Annotated in this window: 18 protein-coding genes; 10 read left to right on the forward strand and 8 right to left on the reverse strand. The window is 64.1% G+C overall.

Annotated elements, in window-relative coordinates:
* Window positions 1-15 precede the first annotated feature (15 nt).
* Together PD284_RS25710 and PD284_RS25715 are read right to left on the reverse strand one after the other, a co-directional pair.
* A complete protein-coding gene (locus PD284_RS25710) occupies window positions 16-939 on the reverse strand; it encodes an SDR family NAD(P)-dependent oxidoreductase (protein ID WP_274631193.1) in 924 nt (307 codons plus the stop codon).
* Window positions 940-967: 28 nt separating this feature from the next.
* Complete coding sequence (locus tag PD284_RS25715; RefSeq protein WP_274631194.1) at window positions 968-1,891, reverse strand: SDR family NAD(P)-dependent oxidoreductase; 924 nt, start codon at window positions 1,889-1,891, stop codon at window positions 968-970.
* Between the two features lie 404 nt (window positions 1,892-2,295).
* On the opposite strand from PD284_RS25715, the gene PD284_RS25720 reads away from it, so the two are divergent.
* The 7 genes from PD284_RS25720 to PD284_RS25750 all read left to right on the forward strand — a co-directional run bounded on the left by PD284_RS25720 (window position 2,296) and on the right by PD284_RS25750 (window position 12,044).
* Complete coding sequence (locus PD284_RS25720; protein ID WP_274631195.1) at window positions 2,296-3,483, forward strand: thiolase family protein; 1,188 nt, start codon at window positions 2,296-2,298, stop codon at window positions 3,481-3,483.
* 75 nt (window positions 3,484-3,558) lie between these two features.
* Window positions 3,559-5,127, forward strand: coding sequence for a long-chain-fatty-acid--CoA ligase (locus PD284_RS25725; RefSeq protein ID WP_274631196.1), 1,569 nt, complete (start codon window positions 3,559-3,561; stop codon window positions 5,125-5,127).
* Between the two features lie 60 nt (window positions 5,128-5,187).
* Window positions 5,188-5,943, forward strand: coding sequence for an enoyl-CoA hydratase/isomerase family protein (locus tag PD284_RS25730; protein WP_274631197.1), 756 nt, complete (start codon window positions 5,188-5,190; stop codon window positions 5,941-5,943).
* 2 nt (window positions 5,944-5,945) lie between these two features.
* Window positions 5,946-6,743, forward strand: a complete 798-nt coding sequence (locus PD284_RS25735; protein ID WP_274631198.1) for an enoyl-CoA hydratase/isomerase family protein — start codon at window positions 5,946-5,948, stop codon at window positions 6,741-6,743.
* A gap of 11 nt (window positions 6,744-6,754) precedes the next feature.
* Entirely contained in the window at window positions 6,755-7,609 is an 855-nt protein-coding gene (locus PD284_RS25740; protein WP_274631199.1) for an SDR family oxidoreductase, read from the forward strand.
* Between the two features lie 189 nt (window positions 7,610-7,798).
* Window positions 7,799-11,101, forward strand: coding sequence for a carboxyl transferase domain-containing protein (locus tag PD284_RS25745; protein WP_274631200.1), 3,303 nt, complete (start codon window positions 7,799-7,801; stop codon window positions 11,099-11,101).
* Between the two features lies 1 nt (window position 11,102).
* Window positions 11,103-12,044: a hypothetical protein gene (locus tag PD284_RS25750; RefSeq protein ID WP_274631201.1), complete on the forward strand. Its 942-nt coding sequence runs from the start codon at window positions 11,103-11,105 to the stop codon at window positions 12,042-12,044.
* On the opposite strand, the gene PD284_RS25755 is transcribed toward PD284_RS25750, so the two are convergent.
* The 5 genes from PD284_RS25755 to PD284_RS25775 form a co-directional block, all read right to left on the reverse strand.
* Window positions 11,989-12,285: an ATP-binding cassette domain-containing protein gene (locus PD284_RS25755; RefSeq protein ID WP_274631202.1), complete on the reverse strand. Its 297-nt coding sequence runs from the start codon at window positions 12,283-12,285 to the stop codon at window positions 11,989-11,991. The two genes, PD284_RS25750 and PD284_RS25755, sit on opposite strands and share 56 nt — an antisense overlap.
* A gap of 410 nt (window positions 12,286-12,695) precedes the next feature.
* Window positions 12,696-13,559 (reverse strand): MaoC/PaaZ C-terminal domain-containing protein, encoded by an 864-nt coding sequence (locus PD284_RS25760; protein ID WP_274631203.1) that lies wholly within the window; start codon window positions 13,557-13,559, stop codon window positions 12,696-12,698.
* Window positions 13,556-13,999, reverse strand: coding sequence for a PaaI family thioesterase (locus PD284_RS25765; RefSeq protein ID WP_274631204.1), 444 nt, complete (start codon window positions 13,997-13,999; stop codon window positions 13,556-13,558). The genes PD284_RS25760 and PD284_RS25765 overlap by 4 nt, the downstream gene beginning before the upstream one ends.
* 60 nt (window positions 14,000-14,059) lie before the next feature.
* Window positions 14,060-14,887: an SDR family NAD(P)-dependent oxidoreductase gene (locus tag PD284_RS25770; RefSeq protein WP_274631205.1), complete on the reverse strand. Its 828-nt coding sequence runs from the start codon at window positions 14,885-14,887 to the stop codon at window positions 14,060-14,062.
* A 169-nt stretch (window positions 14,888-15,056) separates the two neighbouring features.
* Window positions 15,057-15,680: a tyrosine-type recombinase/integrase gene (locus tag PD284_RS25775; RefSeq protein ID WP_274631206.1), complete on the reverse strand. Its 624-nt coding sequence runs from the start codon at window positions 15,678-15,680 to the stop codon at window positions 15,057-15,059.
* Between the two features lie 13 nt (window positions 15,681-15,693).
* On the opposite strand from PD284_RS25775, the gene PD284_RS25780 reads away from it, so the two are divergent.
* From PD284_RS25780 to PD284_RS25790, 3 genes are all read left to right on the forward strand, one after another.
* Window positions 15,694-16,179, forward strand: a complete 486-nt coding sequence (locus PD284_RS25780; RefSeq protein ID WP_274631207.1) for a hypothetical protein — start codon at window positions 15,694-15,696, stop codon at window positions 16,177-16,179.
* 450 nt (window positions 16,180-16,629) lie between these two features.
* Entirely contained in the window at window positions 16,630-17,016 is a 387-nt protein-coding gene (locus PD284_RS25785) for a hypothetical protein (RefSeq protein ID WP_274631208.1), read from the forward strand.
* A gap of 16 nt (window positions 17,017-17,032) precedes the next feature.
* Window positions 17,033-17,350: an HNH endonuclease signature motif containing protein gene (locus PD284_RS25790; protein WP_274631209.1), complete on the forward strand. Its 318-nt coding sequence runs from the start codon at window positions 17,033-17,035 to the stop codon at window positions 17,348-17,350.
* 8 nt (window positions 17,351-17,358) lie between these two features.
* Here PD284_RS25790 and PD284_RS25795 read toward each other — a convergent pair whose 3' ends face one another.
* Window positions 17,359-17,499: a hypothetical protein gene (locus PD284_RS25795; RefSeq protein WP_274631210.1), complete on the reverse strand. Its 141-nt coding sequence runs from the start codon at window positions 17,497-17,499 to the stop codon at window positions 17,359-17,361.
* Window positions 17,500-17,900 lie beyond the last annotated feature (401 nt).

Consider the following 17,900-nt stretch of genomic DNA (forward strand, 5'->3'; position numbering starts at 1 on the left):
GCCGGTCGAAGCCGGTCAGAAGGGAACCTCTATCCCGTTGGCCTGCGCAGCCTTGCCGACGAGATTGCGGTTCTGCTCGAAGGCGTTCTGCATCGTATGCAGAACCGAGGTATCACAAATCTTGGAGAAATGGCTCTCGATCGCCTCGGGTGAAAGCGTGCTGCCCGGGAAATGCACGGCGTCGGTCTCGTTGAGGATAATCCGGGCAAAGCTGCCCGCCGCGGCACCAAGGATCACGCGTGACGGCGCATTCTCGCTGACGAGGTACAGCACGCCTGGAGTAATCAGTTCCGGCCTCATCAGGTCGAGCGCTTCCTTCGGCAGGAGATCTTCTGTCATGCGGGTGACTGCGGAAGGGGCGAGCGTGTTGATGCGGATCCCGTATTTCGCGCCTTCGAGATGCAGGACGTTCATGAGCCCCAGCATGCCGGCCTTGGCGACGCCATAGGCGGCCTGGCCGAAATTGCCGTACAGGCCCGAGGTCGATGACGTCAGCACGATGCGTCCGTAATTCTGCTCGCGCATCGTCTCCCACACCGCCCTGGTGCAGATGACGGTGCCGTTCAGGTGGACGTTGAGCACCTTGAGGTAGTCATCGAGTTCCATCTTCGAGAAGGTCTTGTCGCGAAGAATGCCCGCATTGTTGACCAGAATGTCGACCCGGCCCCACTCAGCCTTGGCGCGCCCGACCATGGCTTCGACCTGCTCCGGGTTGGAGACGTCCGCACCGTCGGCCATCGCCTCGCCACCCTGACTGCGGATCTGCTCCACCACGGCTTGCGCCACTGTCGACGATGCCCCGCTGCCGTTAGTGGCGCTGCCCAGGTCATTGACGACGACCTTGGCGCCCCTCTGCGCCAGTCCCAGAGCATGCTCCTTGCCGATGCCGTTGCCGGCGCCGGTGACAATGGCCACGCGGCCGTCGAATCTGATCGTCATGTTGAAGAACCTCTGCGGCAGATGATGATTAGAGCGGGGAGGCGATACCGAGACCGGCCGCTGCCTTCCTAACGAGATAACTGTTCTGATCAAACGTGTCGGTGACCTCGCGCTGTCCCTCGATGGCTGAGATCTCGGCGAAGCGCTCGGCGATGGCTTCCGGCGTGCGGCCGTCAGGCGGAAAGAACACGGCATCGGATTCCAGCAGGCGAATGCGCGCGAAACACCCGGAGCCGGCGCTCATGATGATGCGGGCCGGTGCGTCCTCGCTGACCAGAAACAGCACTCCGGGCGTCACCGACTCCGGCCCCATCAGGTCGAGCGCTTCCTGCGGCAGGAGACCTGCGGTCAGTCGCGTCGCGGCCCAAGGGGCCAGCATGTTCACGCGGATCCCGTGTTTTGCGCCCTCGATATGCAGCACATTCATCAGGCCGAGCATGCCGGACTTGGCGGCGGCGTAGGCGGCCTGGGCAAACGCGCCGTAGAGGCCCGAGGTCGAGGAGGTCATCAGAACCCGGCCGTAGTTCTGGTCGCGCATGATGTTCCACACTGCGTGGGTGCAGAGGGTGGTACCGAGCAGATGCACGTCGACAACCTTGCGGAAATCGGCGATGTCCATCTTGCCGAACGACTTGTCGCGGGTGATGCCGGCATTGTTGACAAGGATGTCGACTCGTCCCCAGCGATCCATCGCCTTGGCGACCATGTCCTTGACTTCCTCTTCCTGCGACACGTCTGCCGGATCGGCAATCGCCTCGCCCCCGCCTGAGCGGATCTCCTCGGCGACGGATTCGGCAACGTCGCACGAGCGTCCTGCGCCCTGTCCGCTGCCGCCGAAATCATTGACGACCACCTTGGCTCCGCGCTCGGCAAGTGCGAGCGCATGGGCGCGACCGAGGCCGTTTCCCGCTCCCGTGACGATCGCCACCCGCCCGTCGAACCTTATGTCCATGGCATGCCTCGTTCTCATCCCAATCTAATAAACAGAACTCATTACATGGGACGGTCGAGTGGTCAATTCGCGCTTTCGATGCCAAGCTCGCGTGTCGGAAGCGGCGTCGCTCGACCATCTGCGGTTCAACGGCTCGTTGTCGCGCCTGGTCAAGCCCGGCATGACGCGCGAAGGCCGCATTTGTGCAGGAAATACCTCGCCTCTATAGGCATGCGCTGGGGCGCGTAGCCGGACGGTCGATCCCTGTTGTCTAGATATGTGTAGAATCGCCGTCGCGCGTTCCGCAGGATCGAATGTTCTGATCGATGCGTTGACAGCCCGTTAGTGAGCGATACACATTAACGACTGGAGACGGCACGTGGGGCGAGGGCGGCACAGCTCTTGTCGACGCAAGAAGGACTGACATGGTTGAGATCGTATTGGCGGGCGGCGCCCGCACACCTTTCGGGGATTTCGGCAAGAGCCTGCGCGACGTACCGCTTCAGACGCTCGGCATTCATGCCGTGAAGGCGTCCATCGAGCGGGCCGGCATCAAGGCCGAGAACATAGACAATCTCGTCTTCGGCAATGTCACGCCCGTCGATGCCGAGGCGGCGATCGTCAGCCGGGTCATAGCGGTACGGGCCGGCCTGCCAGTCGAGTCGGGTGCAATGGGTGTCAACCGCGGTTGCGCGTCGGGTCTCCAGGCCATCACCACCGCCGCCGAAAACATCATGTCCGGCGAATCGAAGGTCGGCATTGCGGCCGGCGGCGAGAACTTCAGCCGCATTCCCTATGTGGCGCGCACGATGCGGTGGGGCGACACGAAGGGCCACGTTGCACTCGAGGACGGCGCCGATGTCATCTATCGCTGCGGCTTTTCCGGCGAGCTCATGGGATCCACGGCCGAGAACGTGGCGGAGAAATTCGGGTACAGTCGCGAGGAAATGGACGCTTGGGGGCTGATGAGCCAGCGCCGTGCGCAGGCCGCAATCGAGAGCGGCTTCCTGGGGCAGCAGGTGGTGCCCATCGAGGTTCCCGACCGCAAGTCTCCACGCATGCTCGAGCGCGACGAGTTTCCTCGTTTCGGTATCACCGCCGAGAAGCTTGCATCGCTCCGGCCTGTCTTCCGCAAGGAAGGCGGACGCATAACGCCCGGCAGTTCCAGCGGTGTCACGGACGGCGCGGCCGCGATCGTCGTCGCCGAACGGGGCGTGGCCGAGGATCTCGGGATCACGCCTGACGCGAAGCTGCTCGGCTGGGCTGTCGCCGGCGTGCCGCCTGAGATCATGGGCATCGGACCCGTGCCCGCGACGCGCAAGCTGCTCGCGAAGTTCGGGATGACGGCGGACGACGTCGACTATTTCGAGATCAACGAGGCATTCGCCGCAGTCAACATCCATGCCGAACGCGAACTCGGCGTCTCCCGCGACAAGACCAATCTCTATGGCGGCGGCATCTCGCTCGGCCATCCGCCCGGTGCAACCGGATTGCGCATGATGATGACGGCGATCGATCACCTGAAGGCGACAGGGCAGCGATACGCGGTGATCACGATGTGCATTGGTGGCGGCCAGGGGATGGCCGGCCTGATCGAGAACATGGCAGGTTGAGCCGGCGGCTACACGCTGGACGCCGTCTCGATCACATGGCACGCAGATGCCGCTGCAGACTGGGGGAGGAGTAGCATGCTTTTGACGCAGCCCTTGAGGCGTATGGGACAATTGGCGGCCAAGCGTCTGGCCGTCGTGGATGGGGCGGAGAGGCGGAACTGGTCGCAGGTCAACGATCGTGTTGCACGTCTGGCGGCCGGTCTCGGCGCGCTGGGTATCAATGTCGGCGATCGCGTCGCCATCCTGGCGCTCAACTCGTCGCGCTACATGGAAGCCTATTTCGGCACCCTGTGGGCGGGTGCCGTGGCGGTGCCTCTCAACACGCGATGGAGTTTCGAGGAACTCGCCTACGGCCTCACCGATTCCGAGCCGGACGTCCTGTTCATTGATGCCACCTTCCTGCCGCATCTCGCGGGTCTGCGCGAGCGCTGGAAAGGCTTGAAGCACGTCGTCTTCATTGGTGAGCCCGTCGCAGGATCGCAGGAGCTGATCACCTATGAACGCCTGCTCGCGGACAATGCGCCGGTGCCGGCGGCCCCGGTGCCGCCCGAAGCATTGGCGGTTATCTGCTACACTGGCGGCACCACCGGCCTCTCAAAGGGCGTGATGCTGTCGCATCTGGCAGTATGGGCGAGTTCGGTCGCGCTCAGCATCGACTACGCCCATATCGCGTCGCGCGATACGATCTTCCTCCATGCCATGCCGCTGTTCCATTCGGGCGGGTCGGCCGTGCTGTTTGCCACGACGATCGCCGGCGGCACGCATGTCTTCCTGCCCGGGTTCAATCCGACCCAGATCCTGCAGACGATCCAGAACGAGAAGATCACGCACACACAGCTCGTGCCGACGATGGTGCGGATGCTCCTCGACCAGCCCGACTTCGAAAGCTACGACGTCTCGTCGTTGCAGACGCTGATCTATGGCGGTGCGCCAATGTCGGCTGCCCAGATCGAGGAAACGCTGGCGAAATTGCCACGTGTCAACCTTCAGCAGGGCTACGGCCAGACAGAGCTTGCTCCCTACATCTCCAGCCTTCGCCCAGAGGACCACGTGACGACCGGCGAGCGCGCAAAGCGACTGCGGTCGGCGGGATATGCCGGCCTTTGCAGCGAGATCATGGTCTGCGATCCAGATGGCAAAGAACTTCCGGCTGGCGAGATCGGCGAGGTCTGCGTGCGCGGCCCGCATATGATGAGCGGCTACTGGCGCAAGCCCAACGAGACGGCAGCGGCTATGGTCGACGGCTGGATCCGGACCGGTGACGCCGGTTACCTCGACGAAGACGGCTTCGTCTTTCTCGTCGATCGTATCAAGGACATGATCGTGACCGGCGGTGAAAACGTCTACTCAAGCGAGGTCGAGAATGCGATCGCGCGTCATCCTGCCGTTGCCACGGTCGCCGTCATCGGCATTCCGAGCGAAAAATGGGGCGAGGCCGTCCACGCCGTCATCATCCTGCGCAAGGACCAACACGCGACCGAGAGCGAGATCATCGAGCACAGCCGCAGGCATATATCCGGCTACAAGTGCCCGCGTTCGGTGGAATTCCGGACGGAACCGCTTCCGCTGGCCGGTCCCGGGAAGATCCTGAAGCGTGCTCTGCGCGCGCCCTACTGGCAGGCGGGCCAATCGAGGATTGCCTGATCTTTTAGCCGGCACCGATGGGCGGCGCCGGCCAAGCGCTCCGACGACAAGGTCATTCGAATGCTGGACGCAATCCGGCACGGGTCTGCGCTCGTGCTTACGCTGAATATTCCGCACAAGCGCAACGTGATCTCGCGCGCCATGTGCGCCGCCATTCTGGCCAGGCTGGACGAGGCCGGCACGGACCCGGATATCCGGGCCATCGTCATCACCGGAGCGGGAGGAAACTTCTGCGCGGGCGGCGATTTCGACGACATGAAGGCACGCGGACTGGCGGGCTGGCGCGAGCATTTCGACCATGTGATCCGCTTGGCCCGCCGGATGATTTCGTATCCGAAACCGATCATCGCGGCGGTGGAAGGATGGACGGTCGGCGCCGGCCTTTCGCTTGCCTGTTGCTGCGATCTCATCGTGGCGGACGAGAAGGCGCGTTTCGCCTACGGCTTTGACCGCGTCGGCGTGCTGCCGGACATGGGGCTAATCTATACCTTACCGGTCCGGGTCGGCGTGGTACGGGCTCGCCAGATCATGATCTGGGGCGAGATGTTCGACGCCGCCGGCGCGAAGGCCGACGGCCTCGTCGACAGGATCGCGCCGGCCGGCTCCGTCCTCGAAACCGCTCTCGCCGCGGCCGAAGATGTCGCGCGGGCGGCGCCGCTGCCGATCGGCTATCTCAAATCGTTCACCACCGACGGACTGGAGCGGGCGCTGGCCTTCGAGAAGGATTGCGCCTCGATGCTCTTCACCAGCGAAGACCACGCAGAGGGTGTCGCCGCCTTCAAGGAACGGCGTCAACCGCAGTTCACGGGGCGTTGAGGATGGCGGTCGCCCCGCACCTTGACCTGGCGGATGCTGGCAACGGCCTTCGGATCGGCCGCAGCGGGGCGGTGTTCGTCGCCATCATCGATGCGCCCGATACACGCAATGCGATCTCGCGCCTTCTGGCGGAAAGTCTTGCCGACGCTCTCGACACCGCGGCCGATGACGGAACCTTGGGCGCAGTCGTTGTCAGCGGAACATCGTCGATATTCAGCTCCGGCGGAGATTTTGCCGACATGCGGGCCCGCGCGGCAGGCGACTGGCGCGAGCATTTCGATCACATGGCGCGACTGACGCGCCGGCTTGCCGCGTTCTCCAAGCCAACCGTGGCGGCGGTTGAAGGTTGGGCGATCGGCGGCGGCATGGCGTTGGCCTGTTGTTGTGACAGGGTCGTCGTCGGCAGCGATGCCCGCCTCGTTTACGGCTTCGACCGGATCGCGGTCCTGCCGGATGTCGGCTTGTCGCACATGCTCGCCGCGCGCGTCGGCGCGGCGAGGGCGCGCCGGCTGATGGTGATGGGTGAAACTCACGACGCCGACGAGGCGCTGGCCGAGGGCTTGGTCGATCGCCTGGTGAAGGCGGGTTCTGCACTGGAGGAGGCGATCGGCGAGGCCGCCGCCGCGGCGCGCAATGCGCCGCTGCCGATAGCTCTTCTCAAATCCTACACAGGCCTGGGACTGGAGCGCGCCCTGGGCTTTGAGAAGGACTGCGCTTCAAGGCTTTTCATCAGCGCCGACCACACCGAGGGGCTGACTGCCTTCCGCGGGCGGCGGCCGGCAGCGTTCACGGGACACTAGGGAGAAGGCGCATGTTCAAGGATGATCTTCTGGACGGCAAGCGGATACTCGTCACCGGCGGCGGGACCGGGCTTGGCAAGAGCATGGCGTCGCGCTTTTCCGAACTGGGGGCGGTCGTCATCATCGCCGGCCGCCGGGAGGCCGTTCTCGAGGAAACAGCGGCCGAGATATCCGCCCGCTCCGGCCGCAAGGTACATACGAAGCGACTGGACGTGCGCGACCCGGACATGGTCGAGCGGGTATTCGACGAGATCTGGGCCGACGGGCCGCTGACCTCGCTACTCAATAACGCCGCCGGAAACTTCATCGCCCAGACCGAGCGGCTGTCGTCGCGCGCCTTCGACGCCGTGACCGACATCGTGCTGGGCGGGACGGCCTATTGCACGCTTGCCGCCGGGCGCCGCTGGATCGAAGCAGGGCTTGGCGGCAACATTCTGTCCATCGTCACCACGGCGGCATGGACCGGACAGCCCTTCACGGCGCCGTCGGCCGCCGCCAAGGCTGGCGTGCTCGCACTGATGCGCACGCTCGCGGTCGAATGGGGACCCAAGCACATCCGCACCGCTGCCATCGCTCCGGGGTATTTTCACACCGACGGCGCCTGGGACCGCATGTATCCCGAAGGCGCAATCTCGGAGCCGCTGCACAACGAAATTCCCGCGCGGCGGATGGGCGACCATGCCGAACTGGCCAACCTCGCCAGCTACATCATGTCGGATGCCGCCAGCTACATCACCGGGGAATGCATCGTCATCGACGGCGGACGCTGGCTGGGCGGCGCCAACGGCTTCGCCACCCGGCCGCTGTTCACCTGGGACAACGAACGCTGGGATCGGGCGCGCGACGAGATGCGAGGTGCCCGCTAGCACGATTGCATGCCGAGATGATCAAGGGAGGAAGTCATGAAGGAAACGACATTCGGGATCGCGCCGACGTAGAAAGTGCAGAAGCACCTCGTCCGGTCAGAGGGGATCACGGCCGACACGTGGGACAGAGAAAAGGCGGGCATCCTCGTCAGGCGGGAAAAGCTTGGTGGTGAGGGGCAGACAACGCGCATGAGCTTCAAGAGACTATTGATCGCCAATCGCGGCGAGATCGCGATCCGCATCGCCCGCGCTGCCGCCGACCTTGGCGTGGAAACCGTCGCCGTCCATGCGCCGGACGACGAAGCATCACTGCATGTGCGTCATGCGGACAGTGCGATCCGGCTGGAGGGAAGAGGTGCTGCGGCATATCTCGACATCGCGCAGCTGGTCGCCGTCGCGCAGCGGGCTGGTTGCGATGCGGTGCATCCCGGCTACGGCTTCCTGTCTGAGAACCCGGCGTTTGCTCGGGCTCTGGCGGAAGCCGGGATAACGTTTGTCGGCCCGTCCGCCGATCTGCTCGATCTGTTCGGAGACAAGTTGAAGGCGAAGGCGCTGGCGCGCGAGGCGGGTGTGCCGGTGGCGGGCGGCACCACGGGCGCAACCACGCCCGCGGAAGCGCATGCCTATTTTGCGTCGCTGAAGCCCGGCGAGGGTGTCCTGGTGAAGGCGGTCGCCGGTGGCGGCGGGCGTGGCATGCGCCTGGTCACCCAGGTCTACGATCTCGACGCTGCGATGGAACGCTGCCGCTCGGAGGCGCTTGCTGCGTTTGGTGACGGTTCGGTCTATGTGGAGCGCCTCATTCCGCGCGCCCGCCACATCGAGGTGCAGGTCGCAGGCGACGGTAGGGGCAACGTGACGCATCTATGGGAGCGCGAATGCACTCTCCAGCGGCGGCATCAGAAGCTGGTCGAGATTGCACCCAGCCCGGGACTTGCACCGGCTCTGCGGCAGCGCGTCATCGATGCCGCACTGACGATGGCCAGGCGCGCGAGCTATCTTGCGCTCGGCACGTTCGAGTTCCTGGTGTCGGAGGGAGGCGATGCCGCCACTGACTTCATCTTCATCGAATGCAACCCGCGCCTGCAGGTAGAGCACACGGTCACCGAGGCGGTAACCGGCGTCGATCTTGTGCGGGCGCAACTGCTGCTGGCGGCGGGCGCGTCGCTCGCCGATGCCGGTCTCGACACCGAGCCGATGCCGCCTCGCGGCGTGGCGATCCAGCTTCGCGTCAATATGGAGACGATGCTGCCAGACGGGCAGGCCCTGCCTTCGGCCGGCCGGCTCGATGCGTTCGATCTGCCGGGCGGCCCGGGGGTGCGCGTCGATACATTCGGCTACGCGGGATACGAAACGAATACCGGTTTCGATTCCCTTATCGCCAAGGTCGTCGCGCATTCGCCACAAGGCTATGCAGAAGCGCTGCGGCGCGCCGGCCGGGCACTTTCGGAATTCCGCATCGCCGGCGTCGACACCAACATCGGCTTCCTGAAGAATGTTGTTGCGCACCCCGAGGTCGCCGCCGATCGCGTCGATACGCGTTTCGTCGAGCGGTACATCGCGGATCTTGCGGTTCTGTCTCCGCAAGACGCCGTGAGGCACTTTCCCGTCACTGCCGCGTCGACGGCGACCGACCGACCGCGAAAGGCGGTGGACGCGCCGGCCGATGCGGTTGCCATCGCAACACCGATGCCCGGCCTGGTCGTCAGCGTGCTCGTCGAGCCGGGCAGCTTCGTACAGCGCGGCAGCGAACTGCTGGTTGTCGAGGCGATGAAGTCGGAGCTGGTGATCCGAGCAGAGGCGGCGGGCGTCGTCCGGACCGTCCCCGTCGTCGCCGGCGACGTGGTCAAGCTTGGCGATACCGTCGCCTTCATCACGCCGGACGAGGGCGCTGCGCACGAGGACACGGAAGCCGACGACTTCGACCCGGACGAGATCCGAGCCGATCTTGCCGACCTGGTGCAGCGCAAGTACGAGCTGACGGATGCCGCGCGTCCTGATGCGGTCGCGCGCCGTCACGCGAAAGGCGGACGCACCGCGCGCGAGAATGTCGAGGATCTGTGCGATCCCGGAACCTTCGTCGAGTATGGCGGCCTTATCCTGGCGCTTCAGCGAGGGCGTCGGCCGATGGAGGAGCTGAAACGCGTCAGTCCTGCCGACGGCATGATCGCGGGAATGGGCACCATCAACGGCGACCTTTTTGCCGAGGACAAGACCCGCTGCTCGGTGCTCGCCTACGATTATACCGTCTTTGCGGGCACGCAGGGTTTCCAGGCCCATGCCAAGAAGGACCGGATGTTCGAGCTCGCCGAGCTTCACGAAACCCCGGTGGTGATGTTCACCGAAGGCGGCGGCGGCCGGCCGGGCGACACCGACTATGTCGGTGTCGCAGGCCTGAACATGCGCACCTTCTGGCATTTCGGTCGGCTGAGCGCAAAGGTTCCGCTGATCGGCATCAATTCCGGCCGCTGCTTTGCCGGCAACGCCGCGCTGCTGGGTAGTTGCGACGTCGTCATCGCCACCCGTAATTCGAGCATCGGCATGGCCGGACCCGCCATGATCGAGGCCGGTGGTCTCGGCGCGGTGAGCGCCGACGAGGTGGGGCCGGTCTCGGTGCAGGGGGCAAACGGCGTGATCGATCTGCTGGTGCACGACGAGGCGGATGCAGTGCGCGCTGCCAAGCATTATCTGTCCTTCTTCCAGGGAAAGCTGGACGATTGGACGTGCCCAGATCAGCGCGATCTGCGCCGCGCAGTGCCGGAGAACCGGCTGCGGATCTACGACATCCGCGTGGTCCTGAAGACGCTGGCGGACACTGGCTCGCTGCTCGAGCTGCGCAGCGGTTTCGCCGCTGGCATGATCACAGCGTTGATGCGTGTCGAGGGGCATCAGATCGGCGTCATCGCCAACAATCCGATGCATCTGGGCGGAGCGATCGACGCGCCGGCAGCCGATAAGGCCGCCCGCTTCATGCAGCTTTGCGACGCCTTCGACATCCCGATCCTGTCGCTCTGTGACACGCCCGGCTTCATGGTCGGACCGGAATCGGAAAAGACCGCGACGGTGCGTCATTTCTCCCGGCTCTTCATCATCGGCGCCAACCTCGACGTACCGATGTTCTCCGTAATCCTTCGCAAGGCCTATGGACTGGGCGCGGTGGCGATGGCGGCGGGATCCTTCTCGGTGCCAATGTTCTCGATTGCCTGGCCGACTGGGGAGGTCGGGCCCATGGGGCTGGAGGGAGCGGTTCGGCTGGCCTATCGCAAGGAACTGGAAGCGATTGAAGATCCTGCGGCACGCGAATCCGCCTTCAAGCAATATGTCAACGCAATGTACGAACAGGGCAAGGCGATGAACGCCGCAACGTTCATGGAACTGGACGACGTGATCGATCCTGCCGAGACGCGGCGCTGGATCATGCACGGCATCCGCACCGCAAAGCGCACTGCCGGGCGCAGTCATGGCAAGAAGCGGCCGTACGTGGATGCCTGGTGACATGGTGCGCCCGGAGGGGTTCGACACGCCGATCGAGACGATCGCCGGCGAGATCGTCGGCCCATGGCGCAGGCCGCGCCAGATGCTGCATAACCAATCCTATGGCGGCCATGCCACGATCCACGACGAAGGCACGGCGCGGGCGCTGGGATTTCGGTCGGGCACGATCGAGGGGCCGACCCATTTCAGCCAGTTCGTGCCGCTTTGCGCCGCACTCTGGGGCAGGGTCTGGCACGAGCGTGGCTGCATCTCCGTTCACTTCCGTGAGCCTGTCTACGACGGCGACGCCGTTCGCGCGTGCCTCGCGCTGCCGCCGACCGGCGCGAGGATCGCGCGCATCCGTATGGTCAACGACAGGGGTGCGACAATCCTGGAGGGTGATGTCTCGCTCGCGCCCGATGGCGGCCCCAGCGAGCTGGAACGGCGGTTGGCCAACCTGCGCCGGCTGCCCGAACGCGTCATCCTGCGTGACATCAAGGTTGGGATGCGCAGCGGTAGGCGGCTGGTCGTGATGCCCTTTGGCAAGACGATGGGGAGCCTTTATCCGTTCACACTTGAAGACAAGCTGGCGGCGATCACCGAGCCGTCGCCCTGGTATGAACCCGGTGGAACCTCCCCCTGGGGGCACCCGATCATTCCGCTGGAGATGGCCAGCGTGCTGATGAAGTACACGGACGAAACGCCGCCTTTTTGTGTACCTCAGCAGGTGGTTCGGCTGATCGCCGACCAGGAGATCCGGTATGTCGAGGGACCGCTCTTCGTCGGCCAGGCCTACGAGATCGACCAGGAAGTGATCGCCTTTTCAGGCAGCAGGCGCACTGAAAGCATGTGGATCCGGACCAGCCTGTATGAAGCGGGAACCGACCGGCTGGTGGCGGTCATGCTCATCAACGAGGCAAGCCTAAAGGAGACGCTCGCGGCCGCGGATCAGCCGCCGGCATAGGCCCTGCGGACCAGATCCCTGCCGCACAGTGCGCGGTCGGCCCGTCGCCGGCGATCCTTCCAGAGATCATGGCATAGGCATGATCGGCGATGTCGTGGGCGCGCTCGACCAATTGCTCCACCAGCAGGATCGCCGCACCGCGCTTCTTCAGCGTCAGCAGCACGTCGAACACTTCGTCGATGACGATCGGTGCCAGACCGAGAGAGGGTTCATCCAGCATGACAACCTTGGGCGAGCGCATCAGCGCCTAGCCGATAGCCAGCATCTGCTGCTACCCGCCAGACAGTGAGCCGGCCGGCAGGTTCGCCTTCTCGGCAAGACCGGAGACAGCGCATGGCCGTCCTCCAGCCGCGCCCTCTCTAGGCTTGTCAGCAGGAAGAGCATATCATTGCTGCCGATCGGCACTGGCGCTGCGGCAATCAAGCCGGCCACCGACGGGACGGAGAGGCACGGGCAGGTTGGTATCTTAGGCGCGAGCTACAGCGAACGGCCCTGCAGGTCGCCTTGGCCAAAGTTGAAGATGTTGGTCGGGCAGTGGACCATGTTGAAAGACGCGGTGACGAGGGTGTAGACCGCCACCATCGTGACGCGTTGTATGACAATTTCATCCGCGCCGGCTCTGCCCTTCCCGGATGGCGAAACCGGTCCGCATCACCGGCGCATTCGCATCAAGCCCCCGGTAATGACCGGACTCCGGCGTTCCAGAACGCTGCACCTGAAGGCGATGCGGTCCTCGCCTGCGTCCCATATCTCGGTGCGGATTGTCTCTCCCGGATAGACCGGTGCGGAAAAGCGGACTCGCATCGATTTGATCTTCGCGGGATCGTAGCTGCACACTGCTTTCAGCAGCGCGTGGCCCGCCACGCCGAACGTGCAGAGGCCGTGCAGGATCGGCATCGTGAAGCCGGCTCCAGCTGCGACCTCCGGCTCGGCATGCAGCGGATTGTCGTCGCCGTTGAGGCGGTAGAGCAGGGCCGCTTGCGGCAATGTCGGTAGGTCGACGATGTGGTCGGGTGTCCTGTCGGGCGTAGGATGCACGGGCGGCCGCGAGCCGCCCGGCCCGCCGAAGCCCCCGTCGGTGCGATTGAAGGCGGTTGCGTAGACCGAAGCGATGTGTTCGTTGGTCCGTGCATCGTATAGGTCGTTGCAGGTTGTGAGCAGCGAGCCCTTGCCGGGGCCCTTGTCGATGAGGCTCTCGACATGCATGCGCCCAACGATAGTGCCGGTCGCAGGCAGGGGGCGGTGCAGGACGATCTCTTCCTCGCCGTGCAGCGAGTTGGCCCAGTCGATCCCGGTGGCCGGATCCCGGATCCAGAAACCCGGTCCAGCCAAGACTGCGGCCATGGTCGGCAATGCCTGCAACCACGGTTCGTAGACAAATTTGAGTTCATCGCGCGACATCGGATCGGCGCCCAGCCCGATCCCCAACGCGTACAGCGCGGTATCCTTCCAGTCATAGCTCTGAACCTTCTCCGGAAAGTGCCAGTTGGCGAGCCTCTGTTGGTCGATGGTCATTTCGATAGAACCTTCCAAATGCCGGATGCGGTTGCCACCACCCGGTCCCCGACGAGGCAGGTGGAACGCATGAAGACGAGAGAGCGGGTCGACCTCACTACCTCGCAAACGACTTCGACGAACTCGCCGTGCTGCGCGCCGGAGATGAACTGGCAATCGAAGGCGACGGTGAAGAGTTGCTCGCCCTTGCGGGCGGCCTGCGCAGCATGGCCCATTCCGTCGTCGCAGAGCGTCATGATCATTCCGCCATGCGAGCGACGCTGCGTGTTGTCGTGTTTTTCCTCGACCACGAAACCCACGCGAAACCCGTCTTCGCCGGGCTTCATCCAGATCGGACCGACGTGATCGAGAAAGTTCGATGCGAGTGGACGGGTCCATCCCTGGGCTTCTAGCGAGGATGGAGCGCGCAAGGCAGGGGCAGTCTTGGGAGTGATTGACATGCGGTGCTTTATTGAGTTCTGCTAATTATATGATGGCGCAGTGTTGCCTGAGGTCTTCGTCTAGATGGACAGTCCGCCGGACACGGTGACAACCTGGCCACTGACGTAGTTCGATTCGGGAATGCAGAAGAGGTAGGCGCCGTCTGCCGCCTCCTCGGCAGTACCGATGCGACCCAGCGGGATCATCGCCTCGGTGTTTTCCTTGAACCTGCGCGACAGGCCGAGTTCAATTTCGTGCCCCTCAATGCGGACAACGTTGCCGCCGGTTTCGCGCAGCATGTTGAGCCGAGTTTCGATCAGGCCATAAGCGACGCAGTTGACGTTGACCTTGAGGCGCCCCCACTCTCGACACAGGGTCCGGGTGACGCCGATCAGTCCGGCCTTGGCGGTGGAATAGGCGAACTGCCCCGCAACGCCGCCCGTTCCAGCCATGGACGAGATGTTGACCACCTTGCGGAACACCTCCCGCCCTTCCGCCCTTTCGCGTTCATGCATTTGCCGGATTGGAGCGTGCGCGGCGCGCAGCAAGCGGAAAGGCGCCATGACATGCACCCTGAGCATAGCCTCCAATTGGGTGTCACTGGTTTGCGCCGCTGTGCCGAGCCAAGTATAGCCCGCATTGTTGACGATGATGTCGATGCCCCCGAAGCGCTGCAGGGCGAGGTCCACGAAGCTCTCGGCGAAGCCGTCCTCGGTGACGCTTCCGGCCAGTGTCGCAACCGTTCCGCCGCGCGTCTCGATCTCCGCGCCGGTCTCGGCCAGCGGCGCGGCATCCAAGTCGTTGATGACCAGATGCGCGCCTTCCGCGGCGAGCTTGAGGGCTAAAGCACGTCCGATCCCGCGCGCCCCGCCCGTGACGAGCGCAGTCTTTCCTGCCAGCTTGGGCACGTGCCATCTCCTGCGCTAATGAGTGGTCATCATTAACACGAGATGTGCTTGCGCCGTCAACCGCCCACGGCTTAGCTCCGCGTTACTGCACGCATTCTACGCATGCGTGAAAAAGCGGCACCTCCACGGGGGGAAGGCAACCTTCGCCTTACGAAGTTCTCGGCACGGTTCAGGAGGAGATCGGTTCTCGTGGGGCTTGTGCATGACGCCCGCTGCGAGGCGTTTCCTGCTGGCCTGGCGCGTGTAGAGCGTGGTCTGGTTTCGTCGTCCAACCGAAAATTGCCATCAACTCGTCGTCAGTCGCGCCGTTCTCAGCAGCGATCGTTGCGCCTGCCTTTCGCAGTCCGTGCATGGTGCAGTGGGACAGCTCGGCCTGGTCGCACCACTGGCGCATCTTGTTTCCGAGACCGTCGACGGAAAAAGGCCGTCCCCAGTCCGTGACCAGGAAAGCAAGGTCGCCTGTTTGCGTCGCGTCGATCGTCGTCTGCAGTTCGGAGAGCACGGGAATTTCGACGGTCACGCCAGATGAACCTGCCGTCTTTCCTGGCCTGATCTTCAGCCAGCCGTCCTTCACATGCCGGCGGCCGACGATGTCGATATCTGACAGGCGCAAGCCAGTGAAGAGGCCGAGGTGGAGAGCTAGGCGTGCCTTGCTTCCGGCCAGATGACGAGCCTCGTACTGCTCCACTTCAACGAGTGTCCACGTGTGGAAGCCCTCGCCAGCCTTGAGGCGCGAGATGCCGGTGCACGGGTTGAGCGCGACCAGTTGTGCGTCCATCGCCCATGCGAGCATGGCTGAGAGCGCCTTGACGACGTTGTTTTGCGCCCCGGGCGTATTCCTGATCACCCCAGCTCTCACAGAGGGTTTCGACCGGCAACTTCAGGCTTTCATGCAGGCGATCCGCACGGTCGAAAGCAGCGGAAACTACGGCGCTGTAGGCCCTACCCATCCCCGCTATGGCCGGGCGCTGGGTGGTTATCAGATCATGGAGGCCAACCTACCAGCGTGGTCGCAGCAGGCACTTGGCAGGTTCGTAAACGCTGGCGAGTTCCTGAAGGACGCGGCGCTGCAGGGCCTCATTGCGTCCAAGCAGATGGCGAAGCTGTTCCAGAAGTTCGGCAACTGGCACGATGTGGCGTCGGCTTGGCTCTCCGGTCGCTCCATGGCGGCGGCGGGGAATGCCAGCGACAGTCTCGGAACGACTGTTCGCGAATACGTCGCCAAGGTCAATTCCGCGATGGGGCAGATGTCCGACGCAGTGAAAACCGGCGCTACCGCGGGTACGCAGTGAGGCGTTGAGGGAGGGTTGATTAAAGCCGGACAGGAAGTCGCGGCATCGCAGGAGCGCAAGGCGGCGGCGGGTTCGGTCAGGCTGCATTCGGATTGCTCGGCGCTGGCCTCGGCGGCTTTTCGATGGGCTATCAGTCTGGCAACGCCGGCATGGGTGCGTTGGGCGGCGGCCTGCAGGGCTGGGGCGCTGGCGCGAGCATTGCCGCGACCCTCGGTATGACCAGCTTGGCGCTTCCTGTCATTGGCGCATTCATCGGCGCTGCGGCCGGCCTGATCGGCGCCATACTGGGTGCGCGCAAGAAGGTGAAGGCGGCGCAAAAAGAACTCGAAAAGCAGATGCATGCCATCGAGCAACTGCTGGCGGTTGGCGAGGGAAGGGGTGTCGGCAACAATCAGACGCGTCTCGACGACTATTTGACCGAGGTGAACAAGAGCCTGGAAAGCCCGCGACATGGACCTCGTGAAGAGGCTCCAGAACTCCTACCATCTCTACCTGACACGCCTGCGCACGGATTTCGAGAACGGTTTCGAGGGCATGTTGAATGCCTACCGTTCCGGCCGCGGCGAGGACGACCCCCACCTGCAGGGCCAGCGCGCGGTTGAGGAGATGCGCGAAGAGGTGCGCGGCCTCATCGCCGATGTGCGCTTCTTCGGGGAAGAGGCGGTCAATTCACCGCTCAACGAGACGAACAAGAAATGGTGGATCGACAATTACGGTCAGGAACGCTGGAGCAGGAAGTCGCTGACGCACGCGAAACGGCAGACCGGACACTCGCCGAGGTCACCGAGGCCGCCAAGCGGATGGCGCTGTCGTTCATCGGTGGCACGGAAAAGCTGACCGAGATGGACAGGCGGTGCTGTCGCTCGACGGCGCGGCCGATGCGATGAAGGTCGTTCTGCTCGAACTCGGAATGTCGGCCTTTGCGGCGGCCGAGGCGATTGAGAAGCAGCTGGATGGGACGCCTGAGACGAACCTGCGCTGGATCGGCCTGGTCGTCGACCACATCTTCCCGCACCGGGGCGACGAGGCGCTGTTCTGGGATAGATCGAACTGGCAGCCGCTCTGCCACGACGACCACGACATCGTAAAGCAGCGCGAGGAGCACGGGCGGGTGACAAACGGCAGTGACGCTAGGGGCGCCCGCTGGATCCCACCCACCCGTGGAATATGAGAGGCTGACTATTTCTTTTTCGATTCGCTCGAGCTCCCCGAACCGCCGCCCGAGGTCTTCGAACCGCTGCCCGAACCTTTCGAACCAGACGAACCGCTCTTGGATTCGCCGGACTTCTTGTCGCTGCTGCCTTTGGGTTTCTCTGCCATTGGTTTCCTCCAAGGGCCGCGAAATGGCGTTTCTGCCGGACCTCCACCGGCTGAGGGCCTTGATCGCCCTTCGCGCGTCGGCCGATGCCGTCGAGACGGCGGAAGCAGACCTAAACCGAGCGCTCCGCTAGCTCGGGATCAGGAGTCGCCGTCATTGGAGTTGCGGGCGGCGCGCGACCTCGCATGGCTGTGGGGCGAACGCGGCGAGAGGCTGCGCGCCCGCGATCTCCTCGCCCCGATCTATAGCTGGTTCACCGAAGGGTTCGCCATCCGGACCCGCAAGAGACAAAGCGTCTTATCTTAGGAAGAAGCGAGCCGTCGTTTTTGCGGAACGCTAGACGTGCACCTGCGGCTGTGACGGCTCTTTGCCGTTGGCAAATCGCGAGCGTTGCACGGGCTTT

The organism is Mesorhizobium shangrilense, assembly GCF_028826155.1.
GTDB lineage: Bacteria > Pseudomonadota > Alphaproteobacteria > Rhizobiales > Rhizobiaceae > Arvimicrobium > Arvimicrobium flavum.